General features: G+C 69.9%; 13 protein-coding genes and 1 pseudogene. 10 read left to right on the top strand and 4 right to left on the bottom strand.

Annotation, left to right across the window (positions count from 1 at the left end; all coding sequences use genetic code 11):
* Positions 1-85 precede the first annotated feature (85 nt).
* Complete coding sequence (locus ACIP6N_RS21145) at positions 86-442, bottom strand: hypothetical protein (protein ID WP_401817541.1); 357 nt, start codon at positions 440-442, stop codon at positions 86-88.
* A gap of 231 nt (positions 443-673) precedes the next feature.
* Here ACIP6N_RS21145 and ACIP6N_RS21140 point away from each other — a divergent pair.
* Positions 674-1096 (top strand): annotated as a pseudogene (locus ACIP6N_RS21140) (MFS transporter); the annotation flags it as partial.
* A 112-nt stretch (positions 1097-1208) separates the two neighbouring features.
* On the opposite strand, the gene ACIP6N_RS21135 reads toward ACIP6N_RS21140, so the two are convergent.
* Positions 1209-1880 carry a hypothetical protein gene (locus ACIP6N_RS21135; RefSeq protein ID WP_401817539.1) on the bottom strand — a complete coding sequence of 224 codons (672 nt, stop codon included), beginning with the start codon at positions 1878-1880 and terminating at the stop codon, positions 1209-1211.
* Between the two features lie 184 nt (positions 1881-2064).
* On the opposite strand from ACIP6N_RS21135, the gene ACIP6N_RS21130 reads away from it, so the two are divergent.
* From ACIP6N_RS21130 to ACIP6N_RS21120, 3 genes are all read left to right on the top strand, one after another.
* Complete coding sequence (locus tag ACIP6N_RS21130) at positions 2065-3270, top strand: HupE/UreJ family protein (RefSeq protein WP_401817538.1); 1206 nt, start codon at positions 2065-2067, stop codon at positions 3268-3270.
* A 126-nt stretch (positions 3271-3396) separates the two neighbouring features.
* Positions 3397-5370, top strand: coding sequence for a fibronectin type III domain-containing protein (locus ACIP6N_RS21125; protein WP_401817536.1), 1974 nt, complete (start codon positions 3397-3399; stop codon positions 5368-5370).
* 75 nt (positions 5371-5445) lie between these two features.
* Positions 5446-6513, top strand: a complete 1068-nt coding sequence (locus tag ACIP6N_RS21120; RefSeq protein WP_401817535.1) for a WxL protein peptidoglycan domain-containing protein — start codon at positions 5446-5448, stop codon at positions 6511-6513.
* Between the two features lie 213 nt (positions 6514-6726).
* Here the strand turns inward: ACIP6N_RS21120 and ACIP6N_RS21115 are convergent, their stop codons facing one another.
* Entirely contained in the window at positions 6727-7836 is a 1110-nt protein-coding gene (locus ACIP6N_RS21115; protein ID WP_401817534.1) for a mandelate racemase/muconate lactonizing enzyme family protein, read from the bottom strand.
* A gap of 202 nt (positions 7837-8038) precedes the next feature.
* Here ACIP6N_RS21115 and ACIP6N_RS21110 point away from each other — a divergent pair, with 202 nt between their 5' ends.
* The 4 genes from ACIP6N_RS21110 (at position 8039) to ACIP6N_RS21095 (ending at position 11240) form a co-directional block, all read left to right on the top strand.
* The gene (locus ACIP6N_RS21110; RefSeq protein ID WP_401817532.1) at positions 8039-8362 is read left to right on the top strand and encodes an L-rhamnose mutarotase; all 324 of its coding nucleotides are present in this window, start codon (positions 8039-8041) and stop codon (positions 8360-8362) included.
* Positions 8363-8459: 97 nt separating this feature from the next.
* Positions 8460-9188, top strand: a complete 729-nt coding sequence (locus tag ACIP6N_RS21105) for a GntR family transcriptional regulator (protein WP_401817531.1) — start codon at positions 8460-8462, stop codon at positions 9186-9188.
* A gap of 96 nt (positions 9189-9284) precedes the next feature.
* Positions 9285-9857, top strand: coding sequence for a SigE family RNA polymerase sigma factor (locus ACIP6N_RS21100; protein WP_401817878.1), 573 nt, complete (start codon positions 9285-9287; stop codon positions 9855-9857).
* Between the two features lie 90 nt (positions 9858-9947).
* Entirely contained in the window at positions 9948-11240 is a 1293-nt protein-coding gene (locus ACIP6N_RS21095) for a hypothetical protein (protein ID WP_401817529.1), read from the top strand.
* A gap of 61 nt (positions 11241-11301) precedes the next feature.
* On the opposite strand, the gene ACIP6N_RS21090 is transcribed toward ACIP6N_RS21095, so the two are convergent.
* Entirely contained in the window at positions 11302-13014 is a 1713-nt protein-coding gene (locus tag ACIP6N_RS21090; RefSeq protein ID WP_401817527.1) for a bifunctional 3'-5' exonuclease/DNA polymerase, read from the bottom strand.
* Positions 13015-13252: 238 nt separating this feature from the next.
* Between ACIP6N_RS21090 and ACIP6N_RS21085 the strand changes: the two genes are divergently transcribed.
* Together ACIP6N_RS21085 and ACIP6N_RS21080 are read left to right on the top strand one after the other, a co-directional pair.
* Positions 13253-14167, top strand: coding sequence for an NADP-dependent oxidoreductase (locus tag ACIP6N_RS21085; RefSeq protein ID WP_401817526.1), 915 nt, complete (start codon positions 13253-13255; stop codon positions 14165-14167).
* 116 nt (positions 14168-14283) lie between these two features.
* A complete protein-coding gene (locus ACIP6N_RS21080) occupies positions 14284-14763 on the top strand; it encodes an ATP-binding protein (protein WP_401817524.1) in 480 nt (159 codons plus the stop codon).
* Positions 14764-14769: the final 6 nt, after the last annotated feature.

The following is a 14769-nucleotide window of genomic DNA, read 5'->3' as shown; positions in this document are numbered from 1 at the left end:
CAAGGTTTATCGCCTCAGTACGGGAAGGCACTTTCTCGCTACCGCGCAGAACCCGCCTCCACGGCAAGCGAAACGGGTCGGTGGGTCAGTCCTTGTAGCCGCACTGCCCCCGCCTGGCGGAATGAGCACTGAAGCCGAAGTCGTTCACGGTCTCGCCCCGGTTGACCTCGCGCACCTGGCCTCGGTTGTCGAAGAACGGCCGCTCGTAGAAGCACCAGGTCTGGAAGTCCTGGTTCCTCGCGCTCCGTACGGGCGGCGCGATGAAGGGCTCCTCGTCGAAGAGGATCCGCAGGTCACTCTCGAAGTTCGGCTCCGTCCACGTACAGACCCCGATGACCGGCGGACAGATCGGCTGGGCTGCGGCATGAGCCGATGCTGCCGGCAGCACGGCCGTACCGAGGCCCGCCACGGCCACCGCGGAAAACATTCCTACCTTCTGCATGAAGCGCTTCATTTTCTCCCTTTCGAATGCGTAGTGCCTTTGTGTGGCCTCCGATTGATGAATATCGCCGTGGATGGGCGCGTTAAACCGGAATCAAAAAAGAGGAATGATTCGGAAATCGTAATTACCTAACGGCGATGGCCCTCTGGCGCCAGATATTCCGAACACGCACGCCGTGTCGCGGAACGTCCTGCGCTGACCGTCATGCCTCTCTCGTGACCGATCAGCGACGGCGCGGGCGCGGCCGGTGCCTCGCTCCTGCTGGCCGTACGAGGCCGCCTCCCGCGCGCCGGTCTGGTGCAACAGGGCTGCCTGTTCCTCGGCGCGGTGGGGATCGGCGCGCTCGCCTTCGCGCCCACACTGCCTGTCGCCGCCGGGGTCGGCGCCGCCGTCGGGCTGGCTGCCGGGCTCAGCGGCGCGCTGTGTGCGGCGCTCCTGCAAACGACCGCCGAACCCGCGTACTTGGGCCGGGTCACCGCCGTGTCCGCCCTGTTCTCGCTCGGGCTCGCGCCACTGACGTACCCTCTCGCCGGCGCGGCCGTCGCCGCTTGGGGAACGCGACCGGTGTTCGTCGCCAGCGCCGCGCTCGTGGCACTCGGATCCGTCACCGGAATGTGCGCCCGTTCCCTGCGTCGCGCCGAACTGCCGCGCTAGCAAAGGGCTGCGGCCCCTTCCGCCGGCATCCGTAGCGGCCTTCGACGGCCGGATGGCCGCGACATGGCCCCGCCGCGCCCTCGCCGCTGCCGGGCGGACAGCCCGTCCGCCCTCAGTGCTCGTCGAGCCAGACCACGAGCCCCTGACGGTCGTTGAGCACGGCCGCGACGCCCGCCCTGATCGCCGCCGCGCAGCGCTCGGCGGTGAACGAGGACGCGTCGTACGTCGAGGACATGCCGAGGCCCTCGCCGCGGAACGACGCGCCCGACCAGTCGACCGCCGTGACGTTCTCGGTGGGTTCGGCCAGTTCCGCGCCCACGACGAGGAACGGCTGCGACAGGTGGTGTGCGGTGACCGTCGCGAGCGGGTCGATGAGGTCGTTGCCCGCGCTGACGATGAGGTCCGGCTTCATGTCGAGCGCCCGGGAGATGCCGGGAATGTAGTCGGACGGGGAGTCGGGGACGACCGTTCTGAGGTCGACCTTCTCAGCGTCGGCCCACTCCTTGACCGCCTTCACCAAAGCCTTGGTCGGACGGTCGTTCCCCGCGGTGACCAGCACCACGCGATAGCCCTTCGACGGGCGGACCTCGCTCCAGGAGCCGGGCTTCGGCGTGAAGGTCGACTCCGGGGCGGGCGTCGTGGCGGGGTCTATGAACTCCGGGCCGATAGTGCCGATGGCGGACGGTTTGGGGTGCGGCCGCGACCAGTCGTCGCCGGATCCGCATCCGGTGACCAGCACGGCGGCCGCGGCCAGCGTGGCGAGGGCCGGAAGTTGGGGGCGCAAGGCGATCTTCCTCCGAGGAGAGACAGATGGAGAGACGGATGGTGCGACTACATCCTCCTATCTCATCTCCTGAGTTCTTTACCCAGAGGTGTCGTTCTTGCGGTTGTTCTTCCGGGGTTCGCCGGGGGGCCGGAATCTGTTCACTCACGGCGTGCACGGTGCACTGGCAACCTTAAGGAGAACAATGTCCACTCGTGTCCGCTGCATCCTCGTCGGCGCTGTCGCAGCGGTGATCGCATTCCTGAGTTTCGGCCAGCCGGCCGCCGCTCACGGCTTCTCGTCGGTCGTGTACGCCAACGTCACCGCAGGCGACGACGGTCATATACGTACGACCCTGGAGCTCGAGTACGACCTGTTCGTCGTGTCCGCCGCCGACAGCGCGCGGGACGACTCCCTCTTCAAGGAGGGAAACGGCGCGTTCGAGGACGGCGACACGGCCAAGCAGGCAGCGGCGCTCAACGGGCATGCGGAATCGGCCGTCAAGTACGCCACCGACCGTTTCTCGGTCACCTCGGACGGCAAGGCCTGTGCGCCGACCAGGGCCGGCGACTTCACGATGGGGCAGCGGGAAGGCGTCCCGTACGCACGTCTGCTGCTCGACTGGGCCTGCGCCGAGGGTGACGACCACGAGGTGCGGAGCGGACTGTTCCCGGACTCCGAGACCTTCGTGTCCGGCACCAAGACGATCGTCACCTATGACATCGACGGCCTCTCCGGCAGCGCCGCGCTCGACTCCGAGCACCCGTCCTTCTCGATCGGTCAGTCCTGGTACGAGCGGTTCTGGGAGTTCTTCCGGCTCGGCGGTGAGCACCTGTTGGGCGGGATCGACCACATCCTGTTCCTGCTCGCGCTGATCGCCGGTTCGCGGCGCCTGCGCGAGATCGTGCTCGCGGCCACGAGCTTCACCCTCGCGCACTCCGTGACGTTCATGCTCGCCGCCCTGGGTCTTGTGGACGTGTCCGCCGACATCGTGGAGCCGATCATCGCGCTGTCGATCTCGGTGGTCGCGGGCTGGCATCTGTGGCGGGTCTGGCGGCGCGGCGGCGACGCCACCGAGTTGGAGGCGGCGGGAAGCGGTCACCTCAGCCTGGACCGTGCGGGCTGGGCCCGGCTCGGGGTCGTGTTCGCCTTCGGCCTCGTGCACGGCCTGGGCTTCGCGGGCGCGCTGGGGATTCAGGAGGCGTGGTCCTGGACGCTGCTGTGGTCCCTGCTGGTGTTCAACGTCGGCATCGAGACGGTGCAGTTGGCGCTCATCGCCCTGCTCTTCCCGCTGCTGACGGTGCTGCGCCACCGCGCACCGAAGGCCGGTCTCTGGGTGACCGGCGGTATTTCTGCTGGTGTGGCCGTTATGGGGCTTGTGTGGTTCATCCAGCGCCTCTTCGGCTTCTGAGTGGTTCTCAGGTCACTTGGGATGTTCAGCCCTTCCAAAGGTTGCATTTGCGGTCAGTTAACCCTGGGACGAGAAGTTACTAACCTCCATTCCATGCACTTCGGTGCACAAAAGGAACGAAAACCGATGAACTTGAGACAGTCGCAGGCCTCCGGGCCTGTGCGGCGCCGCGTGGCCACCGGGGTCACCGCGACGGTTATGGGCCTGGCCGTAGCCCTCGGCAGCGGAATGGCTTCTCCCGCCAGCGCCGCCGAGACCGCCACGCCGACCGGCATCATCCTCGGTGTGGGTGCGAACGAGACCCAGCGCACCGTGACGTGGTACTCCACCGTCGACACCGCGCAGAAGCTCCAGGTCGTCCCGACCTCGCAGCTCGTCGACGGTCAGTTCCCCGCCGGGGCCACCACCATCGACGCCATCGGCGCCAAGAACATCACGACGGGTGGCGGCTACAACCGCCACGCGACGATCACCGGCCTGAAGGAGAACACGGCGTACTCCTACCGCGCCGGCGCCGAGGGCGACTGGTCCCCGGTGTACTCCTTCAAGACGCAGGACTTCGAAGGCGACTACGACTTCCTGTTCCTGGGCGACCCCCAGATCGGCTCCTCCGGCGACCTCGCCAAGGACCAGGCCGGCTGGGACGACACCCTGAAGGTCGCCACCGCGGCCAACCCGAACGCCGAACTGCTGGTGTCCGGTGGTGACCAGACCGAGAGCGCGAACAACGAGTCGCACTGGAACGCGTTCCTCGCGCCCGACACGCTCCGTCAGTACCCGTGGGCCGCGACCATCGGTAACCACGATGTCGGTGGCAAGGCGTACGAGCAGCATCTCTTCACGCCGAACACCGACCGTTCCGGCAGCTACTACTCCAACGGCAAGCCGGAGTCGGACACGTCGGGCGGTGACTACTGGTACATCTACAAGGATGTCCTGTTCATCGACCTGAACAGCAACAGCTACCAGACTTCGCAGGGTGGCGGCGGTGACGCGGCGCACATCAACTACGTGAGCGACGTCATCAAGCAGCACGGTGCCGAAGCCAAGTGGACCGCGCTCGTCTACCACCACGCGATCTACTCGCCGGCGGACCACGCGAAGGACTCGGACAACAAGGTCCGTCGTACGGACTTCCCGACCGCGTTCTCCAAGCTCGGTGTCGACCTGGTCCTCCAGGGCCACGACCACAGCTACTCGCGCAGCTACCTGGTCAAGAACGGCGAGAAGGCGGACCCGGCCGAGAAGCCCGGTGCCGCTGACGTGTACCCCGGTCCCGGCGGCGTCCTCTACGTGACGGCCAACTCCGCTTCGGGCTCGAAGTACTACGACATCACGAAGCCGGACAGCAGCGGCACGAGCGGTGCCGGTAACGGCGCCGACCCCCTGAACCCGACCAACTACTGGTACAACTCGGTTCAGAACCAGGAGCACGTCCGCACCTACGTCAAGGTGCAGGTGCGCAACGACAAGCTCGTCGTGGAGAACGTCCGCAGTGGCACCTGTGCCGCTCCGAACGCCGCCGTCGAGCGTGGTCTCTCGTGCAGCAACACGCCCGAGGGCCAGCCGGTCGGCTCGCTCGTCGACAAGGTCACCATCCACCCCCACCACGGCTCGGGCCAGGACCTTCAGGTCAACGTTCCCAACGCCGCGCCGGGTGAGTTCGGCTGGACGATCGACGGTTACAACGGCCTGGTGGACCTCGGTACCGCCAAGGACAACAACGGTGACTTCTTCGCCGCGACCGGCAAGATCAACCCGATCAAGGTCTCGGACAGCCGCCGCTCCCTCGCTCCCTGGTCGATCTCGGCCAACGTGGGCGACTTCAAGGACGGCGACAAGACGTTCTCCGGCGCCAACCTCGGTTGGACTCCGCAGGTCATCGAGGCCGGCGCGGGCGCCAAGGCCGCCGGTGCCGTCGGCTCCGGCTACGACGACGGTGGCCCGGGTCTCTCGGTCTCCCGTGGTCTCGGCTGGGCCGACCAGGGTCACGCCAAGGGCACGGCCAAGCTCGGTGCCGACCTGGATCTGAAGATCCCGGGCAGCGTCGAGAAGGGTGGCTACCGCGCCACCCTGACGATCACCGCGCTCAGCAGCTGATCGAACTCGTTCCACCGGGCGGGGCAGGCACCTTCGGGTGCCCGCCCCGCCTCCCGTTCTAGGAGACCCACTGACATGCACGCGCTCGTTACGCGCCGGACAAGCACCACCGCCGCCCTCATACGTACCGTCGTCCTGGCCCTGTTCGCCGCACTCGCGGTCGCCGGCCTGTCCGCCGGCCCCGCTCAGGCAGAGGACGGCGACGTCGCCTGGACGGTCAGGACGGCCGCGAACAGCTACGGCGACGACCGCTCCAGCTTCAGCCACGGCGTGAACCCCGGCGGACAGATCAAGGACGCCATGGTTGTCGCCAACCGCAGCAAGACCCCGCTCGAACTCGCCGTCTACGCCGCCGACGGTTACACCACCGACATGGGCCAGCTCGACCTGCTCACCAAGGACAAGAAGTCCGTCGGAGTCGGCGCCTGGCTCAAGGCCGGCAAGGACCACATCACGATCAAGCCCGGCAAGACCGTCGAGGTGCCCTTCACGGTCGAGGTTCCGGACAACGCCACCCCCGGTGACTACACGGGCGGCATCCTCACCTCCCTCAAGCAGGCCGACGATGCCGAGGGCATCAACGTCGACCGCCGACTCGGCATCCGCGTCAAGCTGCGGGTCAGCGGCGAGCTCAAGCCGGCCCTCGCGATCGAGAAGCTCCACGTGGGCTACGACGGTTCGTTCAACCCGTTCGCCAAGGGCGACGCCACCGTCACGTACACGATCCACAACACCGGCAACGCCGTCCTGTCGGCCCGCCAGGCGGTCTCCGTCTCGGGCCCGTTCGGCTGGCTGAGTGCCAAGGCCGCCGACATCGCCGCACCGCCGGAGCTGCTTCCCGGTGAGAGCTGGAAGGTGAAGGTGCCCGTTCACGGTGTGGCGCCCGGAGTCAGCCTGAAGGCGACCGCGACCCTCACGCCGCTGCTCACCGACGCGTCCGGCTCCATCAGCTCGCTCAAGGCCGTCGAGGCCACGACCCACGGCTGGGCCGTCCCGTGGACGCTGCTCGTGCTGATCGTCGTCATCGTCGTACTGATCGTGCTCGCCCGCCGCCGCCACGTACGGCGCAAGCAGCGCGAGGAGAACCGTGTGCAGGCCGCGGTCGAGCAGGCGCTCAACGACCGGACCACGCAGACGGGCTGACCACCGTTCGCGGTCCGCAGTGCGCAGTACCGCAGTCCGTCGCCTTTCGTCCGCCGCCTGCCGCCGGCACCATCGGCCGGCCCGGGCACCGGGGCAGTGGGGGAACCTGCCTCGGAAAGCCGGGCGGCGAACCGCGACGAGCGGAGCACGACCACACCGGACCCCCGCCAGGTGGCGGGGGTCCGGTGCCTCTGCCGTGAGTCAGGCCGCCGCTCAGGCCACGCGCAGGTCCGCGATCCTGTCCTCGTCCCAGTCGATCCCGAGCCCCGGTGTCTCCGGCGGTACGACGACGCCGTCCTCGATCACCAGCCCGCCGCGTGTGATCGCGCCGAGCTGCGGGATGTGTTCCACGTACATACCGGCCGGGACCGCGCAGGCCAGGCTCGCGTGCAGTTCCATCAGGAAGTGCGGGGCGACCTTCACGTTGAACGCCTCGGCCGCGTGCGCGACCTTCAGCCACGGCGTGATCCCGCCGACGCGCGCCACGTCCACCTGCACGATGCCGGCCGCGCCCGCCGACAGGTACTCGGCGAAGTGCCCGACGCTGTAGACCGATTCGCCCACGGCGACCGGCACACTGGTCGAACGGGCCAGACGCGTGTGGCCCGCCACGTCCTCCGCGGGCAGCGGCTCCTCGAACCAGGCGATGTCCAGCGGTTCGAAGGTGCGCGCACGGCGGATCGCCTCCGCGCCGGTCAGCGACTGGTTCGCGTCCACCATGAGTTCGAAGGCGGGGCCCACCGCCTCCCGTACCGCCGCGAGGCGTTCCGCGTCCTCCACCGCCGTCGGCTTGCCCACTTTCAGCTTCGCGCCGCGCAGCCCGGCCGCCTTCGCGGCCGAGACGTTCTCGACCAGGTCCTCGGTCGACAGATGCAGCCAGCCGCCCTCGGTGTCGTACACCGGCAGCCGGTCGTGCGCGCCGCCCGCCAGCCGCCACAGCGGTTCGTCCGCGCGCAGGCAGCGCAGGTCCCACAGCGCCGTGTCGACGGCGGCGAGCGCGAGCGAGGTCAGCACGCCGAAGGCGGTCGCGCGGGTCGAGGCGAGCATCCGCGCCCAGATCGCCTCGACGTTACGGGCGTCGGCGCCCAGCAGCGTCCGGGCGAGGTGGTCGCGCAGCATCGCCAGCACGGAACTGCCGCCCGACCCGATCGTGTACGAGTAACCGGTGCCGCGCAGCCCGTCGTCCGTCTCGATGGTGACGAGGATCGTCTCCTGGCGCACGAAGGTCTGCGTGGCGTCGGTCCGCAGCGTCTCCGGCTCGATGTTGACGAGCCGGCAGTCGACTCCGGTGATCGCGGGCCCGGACACGTGAGGTCTGGTCATGTGAGGCGTCACTGCCTTCCGTTGCTGTGGTGACGTCGGAACGTCACCACACCGGCATGCCGATTTCCTATAGGAAACCCGGAACCCTTGGAGGGTAGCCACGGTGTCCGAAGCGACGTCAAGAGTCTGTTCCCGGCGGGGTTCTCCGTTCGTTCCTTTTCCTATAGGTTCGGCTGAACCCAGCGATCGGGAGGACGACGGAGTGCGGCGTATCGCGCAGGTGATCAGGGTGCGGCCCGAAAAGCTGTACGAATACCGGGAGTTGCACCGCGCGGTGCCCGAGCCCGTACTCGCCCGGCTGCGCGAGAGTCATATCGCCAACTACTCGATCCACCTGCTGGGCGACCGGCTGTTCAGTTACTTCGAGTACCACGGCGACGACTTCGCGGCCGACTCCGCCGCGATGGCGGCCGACGAGGCGACCAAGGAGTGGTGGAAGCTGACGGACCCCTGCCAGGACCGGGTGCCGGAGGCGGGGCCCGACGACTGGTGGACACCCATGGAGCAGGTCTTCCTCATGGAGTGAGCCTTGCGCCGGTGTTCCGTGCCGGTGGCCGCGTCAGGGTTCCTGCTGCGGGCGGTTCTCTACGATGTGGGGTACGACGGGCAGAGGAGGCCGTACCGTGCCGGACACCTTTCCCGATCGTTCCCAGGACCCGGGCCGCTCTCGGGGACCGTCCCAGGGCCCGTCCCACGAACCGCCCCGGCAGGTACTCGCCGACAGCGTCTACGAGGCCGTCAAGGCGATGGTCATGGACCACGAGATCGAGCCGGGCGCCCGCGTCGGCATCGAGGCGCTGGCCCGCACGCTCGGCGTCTCGCCGACCCCCGTACGTGAAGCCCTCGCGCGGCTGGAGTCCGACGGGCTGGTCACCAAACGCTCGCTGGCGGGCTACCGGGCCACCGAACTGCTCACCCCGCAGGGCCTCGAAGAACTCTTCGAGATGCGCCTGCTGCTGGAGCCGCAGGCCGCCGCCCTCGCGGCGGTGAACGCCGACGACGCCGGGCTCGACCGCATGGAGAGCCTGGCCGAGGAGATGCGCGGACGCCCGGAAGCGGGCGAACGGTACGTCGTGTACCGCGAGTTCGCCGCCGCCGACCAGCGTTTCCACGACGCGATCGCCGCCGCGGCGGGCCGTCGGCTGCTCGCGGACGCGGTCGGCCGCCTCCACGCGCACCTGCACCTCTTCCGGCTGAACAACATCCCGGGCGCGGGCCCTCTCACGCTCACCGAGCACGACCGGATCCTGCGCGCCGTACTGCGCCGCAGCCCGGAGCGCGCCGCCGAGGCGATGACGGACCATCTGCGGCGCAGCCTCGACCGCCAGCGAAACCGTCCCGGGGCCGGCTGAAACATAACCGGCGCCCGATCGCGTCAGTGAGGTGGAGGGCCGGAGGGAACCGGGGGACCGGGGACGGCCGGGCGGAGCGGGTGGGTGGGGGAGACCATGGGGCTGGGACAGTGGCGCACCGGGGTGGCGCGCGGGCGAAGATCCCGCGCGGACGAGTTCAGGGAGTTCGCGGTCGGCCGTACGAACCAGCTCTACCGGTCCGCCTGCCTGCTGACCAGCGGTGACACCCATCTCGCCGAGGACCTGGTGCAGGAGACCCTGGGCCGGATGTACGCGCTGTGGGGGCGGATCCCGCGGATCGACAACCCGGCCGCCTACGCGCAGACCGTCCTCGTCCGTACGTATCTCACACACAAACGGCGGCGCTCCGCCGGAGAATGGCCGGTCGGGGACGTACCGGAACCGTCCGAGCGCGCCTCGTACGCCCCGCACGCCTCGGACTCCGGCGGCGATCCAGCGCTGCGCGTGGCGCTCCTCGACGCGCTCGGGCGGCTCGCGGCCAAGGACCGCGCGGTGGTGGTGCTGCGGTACTGGGAGGACCGCAGCGTCGAGGAGACGGCCCGGGCGATGAACGTCAGCTCCGCCGCCGTACGCACCCGATCCGTGCGGGCGCTCGCGAAGCTGCGGGAGCAACTGGGCGGCCATTTCGCGGAGTTCGCCGACCACTGAGCCCGGGCGCTGGGCCCTCAGACAACGAAGTGTCCGTAATCGAGAGCGGAAGCGGTATGTGGCATGCCCTCTGAAGACCCTGAAGACACCTTGGCAGAGACCTACGACGACGGACTGGCCGTGGCGCTGCGGCAGACCGGCGGCACGTTCGAGCCCGCGGACCGGTCCGCCCTGGTCGACGGCGCCCTCGCGCGCGGCCGGCGCCGACTGGCCGCTCGGCGTACGGCCGCGGCGGCGGGCGGCCTGCTCGCGCTGGCCGCCGTGGGGTTCGGCGGCGCCTGGACGGGAGGGCTGCTGGGAGGGGGCGACGGCGGGAACGGCCAGGCAAGCGTGGCGTCCCGGGACGTGGCACCGACCGGCCCTGTCACGCGGAAGGAACTCTTCGACGACCTCGCGCGGTTGCTCGCTCCCGCCAGACTGACCGATGTGTCGGAAGGCCCCGATGGCTCGGTGCGGAGCACGACGGTCTCGGCCGTGTACGACGACGGCAAGGGCAAGGCGGCCGTGATCTTCTCTCTGGACCAAGTAGCCGCGGTGTCCGGCCGGTTCACGCCCACGACCTGCTCGGACGAGTCTGAGCGGGACGAGCACTGCACCACGACGAAGCTGCCGGGCGGCGACCAGCTCATGGTGTACCAGGGCTACGAATACCCTGACCGGCGCGTGGAAACGAAGCGGTGGCGGGCCGTGCTGTTCACGGCGGACGGCTACCAGGTCGAAGCGGCCGAGTGGAACGCCCCGGCGGAGAAGGGTGCCGAGATCTCCCGTACCGATCCTCCGCTGGGCCCGGCGGCGCTGCGGAAACTGGTCACGTCGGACGTCTGGCGGGACGCGCTGAAACGACTGCCCCGACCGGTCCAGGGCGCGGACAGTACCGTCCGGCCGGGCTCGGACGGCGCCGGCGGTACGGACGGTGTCGATGTCGGCAAGACCTTCCTTTCGCTGCTCCCCGGCGGACTGAAGATCATCGACCGTGGCTCCCAGGAAAACGCCTACGCCTTCGCGGTGGTGGACGACGGCAAGGGGCCGACCCGGGTGGAGATCAATGTGCAGCCCCGGATGCAGGACGTCGAGGGCGAACTGTTCACTGCCGGAACGGTCGTCCTGCCGGACGGCACGAAGCTCCTCACGAGCAGGAAGCCGGGGGAGAAGGGCGGTGCGGGCATGGTGAGGTGGATCGCCGACACCATCCGGCCGGACGGGCTGCGCGTGTCGGTCTCCGAAACCAATGGCGCCTTCCAACAGGGCCCGGCGACCCGCGTGAAGCCCGCGCTCTCCCTGGAGCAACTGAACGCGATCGCGACCAGCGAGAAATGGCTCGTCCACGGCCGCCCGGCCGACCCGGCCGAAGCCGGAGCGGGCGATACGTCCCCGGTCGGTTGACGGCGGCCACGGACACGGCGTCGTCCACTCGCGTCGTCACTTCACGTCGTCACTTCGCTCGTCACTTCGCGTCGGAGTACCGCTCCACCGTCGCCGTCGTGAACGGAAACCGCACCGGCGTCCGCCCGAAGGCGATCCGCCCGGCCAGCTCTCCGGCCGCACGGATCGCTTCCGTCACCTCCTCGGCCTCCTCGCGCGGGCAGTGCACGATCACCTCGTCGTGCTGGAAGAAGACCAACTGCGCCCGCATCCCGGAGAGCGCCCGCCGCAGCGCCGCCAGCATCAGCAGTGCCCAGTCTGCCGCGCTGCCCTGCACCACGAAGTTGCGCGTGAAGCGGCCACGGGCGCGGGCGCCGGACGACGAGCCGTACCCGGCGGAAGACCGGTCGTCGTCCGAAGGCGAGCCGTCCGCTCCACCCGATCCGTCGGCTCCCTGCGGAATGCCGGCCTCCCCTTCTTCCTCGGCCCCGGTCGCGCGCGGGCTGGTACGGCCCAGCCAGGTCCGTACGATCCGGCCCTCCTCGCCGGCCCGCGCCGCGTCGTCCACGTACGCCACGGCCAGCGGGAACCTCCGGCGCAGCGCCGCCAGATTCTTCAGCCCGTCGCCGGACGTCTGGCCGTAGATCGCGCCGAGGAGCGCGAGCTTGGCGTGTTCGCGGTCGCCCGCGAACGCGCGGTCGGAGAGCGCCGTGTACAGATCGTCGCCCTGTCCCGCCGCCTCCATCAGCCCCGGATCACGGGAGATCGCGGCCAGCACCCGGGGCTCCATCTGCGCGGCGTCCGCCACCACCAGACGCCAGCCCTCGTCGGCGACGACCGCACGCCGGATCACCCGGGGGATCTGCAGCGCGCCGCCGCCGTTGGTCGTCCAGCGGCCCGAGACCGTGCCGCCCGGCTGGTACTCCGGTCTGAAGCGGCCGTCGCGCACCCAGTCCTGGAGCCACGTCCAGCCGTTCGCCGTCCAGATGCGGTAGAGCTTCTTGTACTCGATCAGCGGCTCCACCGCCGGATGGTCGATCTCGGCCAGCTCCCAGCGCCTGGTCGACCTCACCCTGATCCCGGCACCGGCGAACGCCTTCACGACATCGGCCGGCAGGTCGGGCCGCACCCGCCGCCCGAACGCCTCCGACACCTCGTCGGCCAGCTCCGCCAGTCTTCGGGGCTCGCCCCCGCCCGCGTACCGCTCGCCCAACAGCTCGTGCAGCACCTCGCGGTGCACGTCCGCGCGCCACGGCAGTCCGTCGCGGTGCATCTCGGCGGCCACCAGCATGCCCGCCGACTCGGAGGCCGTGAGCAGCCGCATCCGCTCCGGATGCTCGGCCGCCGCATGGCGGCGCTGCTGTTCCGCGTACACGTCGAGCAGCGCCTCGAACGAGATCTCGGCCCCCGCCGGCGGTTCGAACAGCGAGGACTGCGAGCCGGGCGCGGCGGACCTCGCCGGCGGATCGGGCGGCACCGGCGCGTTCCGCAGCCTGGCCCAGGCAGCGGCGGCGGAACGGGGCTCGCCGAGCCGGCCCTCGTGCCCGAGCAGCAACAGCTCCGCCACCTCGATGTCGTAACACCGCTCGATCCGCACCCCGGCCGCCAGCAGCCGCGGGTAGATCTCGCCGGTGACCCGCCACACCCACCGCGCGACCTCGGGCAGCCGCGACCTGACCGCCGCCACGAGATCGGGCTCCCGCAGCACGGGCCCGGCGCGACGCCCGTCCGCGTCCAGCGGAGCGAGCAGCGCGCCTCCGCCCTCCGCCGCCGCGAGGGCCCATCGTCCGGTCATGTGAGCGAGTCTCGCAGGCGGGTCTGACATCGGGCGGGACCCGGCGGAATCCGTGCGCCACCGGTATCACCAGCCCGTCCGGCCCAGCCGAACGGCGGACGGGACCGCATGGGGGGAAAGTTGATTCCGGCGTGCCCCGCGGCGCGCGACCCGTATCCCGTCCCCAATTCCGTCCCGCACCCGGTCTCGCGTTCCTTCCCGCATCCCGTCCCGCGCCCCGTCCCCTGTGGAGGCTGATATGCAAGCGGTCGTTTTCGACGAGTTCGGCGCTGCCGACGTACTGCACCTCACGGACATCGAAGAGCCGCATCCGGGCCCGGGGCAGGTCCGGGTCGTGGTGCGGGCGGCGGGCGTCAACCCGCTGGACACCAAGATCCGCCACGGATGGATGGAAGAGGTCTTCCCCACGCCGCTGCCCGCCGTACCCGGCATCGAGCTGGCCGGAATCATCGACGAGATCGGCGAGGGAGTCACCGATCTCACCGTCGGCGACGAAGTGCTCGGCTGGTCCACCACCGGCGCGTACGCGCAGTACTCCCTGGCCGAGGTCGTCGTGCAGAAGCCCGAGAACCTCGAATGGGCCGAGGCCACGGCCCTCCCGACCGCCGGCGAGACCTCCCTGCGCGTCCTCGAACTGCTCGGACTGCGCGAGGGCGAGACGCTGCTGCTGCACGGCGCGGCGGGCGTGGTCGGAGCCGTGGCCACGCAGCTCGCGGTGGCCAGGGGCGTCACTGTCATCGGTACGGCCTCCGAGGTCAACCACGACTACCTGCGCTCCCTCGGCGCGATTCCCGTGACGTACGGGACCGGTCTCGTCGCGCGCGTGCGTGCGGCGGCTCCGCAGGGCGTGGACGCCGTCTTCGACGCGGCGGGCCAGGGCGCGCTGCCCGACTCCATCGAGCTGCGCGGCGGCACCACCGACCGGGTCGTCACCATCGCCGACATGAGTGCACCCCAGCTCGGGGTGACATTCACCAGCGGTGCGCCGACGCCCGAGGTGCGCAGGAAGAGGCTGGCCGAGAGCCTCGGATTCGTCCGGGACGGAACCCTCAAACTGCGCGTCGCCGGGACGTTTTCGCTGGCAGAGGCCGCCAAGGCGCAGGAAACGAGCGAGGCGGGACACGCGCCGGGCAAGCTGGTGATCCTGGTCTGAGGCGGACGCGGCGACCGGCTGAACGGGCGTCGGACCCGTTTGATGGTGTAGCACGGCAACACTCCTCTCGGGCACCATGGTTGCTTTCGGTGACCTACGAATGTCCGAGAGTAATGATGCTCACTGACAATGGACTTGTGCACGACGCGTACGACCCGCGCCGTCGTCCCTGGCTGCCCCTCACCCGACTCCCGCTCCCGCACAAACCGGAGGCGGCCTCCAGGGCCCGTCGCCGTACCCGCGAGGTGCTGGCCATGTGGCGCGTGGGGGCTGGGCTGACGGCGGCCGTGGAGCTGGCGGTCAGCGAACTCGTCACCAACGCGGTCCGGCACGGCGTGTGCCTCTGCGGCTGCACCCGCGGCGCGGTCTCCCTCGCCCTGCTGGGCGCCGGAGACCGGCTGCGCGTAGAGGTCGGCGACCCCTCGCGTACGCCGCCGAGGTGGCCGACCGGTATCGAGTCCGTGGACATGGAGGCCGAAGAGGGCCGCGGCCTGCTGCTGGTCACGGCCCTGGCGACGGACTGGGGCGACCACGCGCGCCCGCTGCGCGGCAAGGTCGTCTGGTGCGAGTTCGCCTGCCGCGCCACCCTGGACTGACCACCG

Origin of the sequence: Streptomyces sp. NPDC088725 (genome assembly GCF_044751305.1) — a bacterium.
Lineage (GTDB): Bacteria > Actinomycetota > Actinomycetes > Streptomycetales > Streptomycetaceae > Streptomyces.
The sequence above is the reverse complement of the archived record's forward strand: the minus strand, read 5'-3'. Positions and strand labels throughout refer to the sequence as shown.

What these genes read in the sequence shown, in the direction of transcription:
- ACIP6N_RS21090 (WP_401817527.1), bottom strand. Translation starts at nt 13,014, where the DNA reads ATGACCGGACGATGGGCCCTCGCGGCGGCGGAGGGCGGAGGCGCGCTG.
- ACIP6N_RS21125 (WP_401817536.1), top strand. Translation starts at nt 3,397, where the DNA reads ATGAACTTGAGACAGTCGCAGGCCTCCGGGCCTGTGCGGCGCCGCGTG.
- ACIP6N_RS21130 (WP_401817538.1), top strand. Translation starts at nt 2,065, where the DNA reads ATGTCCACTCGTGTCCGCTGCATCCTCGTCGGCGCTGTCGCAGCGGTG.
- ACIP6N_RS21145 (WP_401817541.1), bottom strand. Translation starts at nt 442, where the DNA reads ATGCAGAAGGTAGGAATGTTTTCCGCGGTGGCCGTGGCGGGCCTCGGT.
- ACIP6N_RS21080 (WP_401817524.1), top strand. Translation starts at nt 14,284, where the DNA reads ATGCTCACTGACAATGGACTTGTGCACGACGCGTACGACCCGCGCCGT.
- ACIP6N_RS21085 (WP_401817526.1), top strand. Translation starts at nt 13,253, where the DNA reads ATGCAAGCGGTCGTTTTCGACGAGTTCGGCGCTGCCGACGTACTGCAC.
- ACIP6N_RS21100 (WP_401817878.1), top strand. Translation starts at nt 9,285, where the DNA reads ATGGGGCTGGGACAGTGGCGCACCGGGGTGGCGCGCGGGCGAAGATCC.
- ACIP6N_RS21115 (WP_401817534.1), bottom strand. Translation starts at nt 7,836, where the DNA reads ATGACCAGACCTCACGTGTCCGGGCCCGCGATCACCGGAGTCGACTGC.
- ACIP6N_RS21120 (WP_401817535.1), top strand. Translation starts at nt 5,446, where the DNA reads ATGCACGCGCTCGTTACGCGCCGGACAAGCACCACCGCCGCCCTCATA.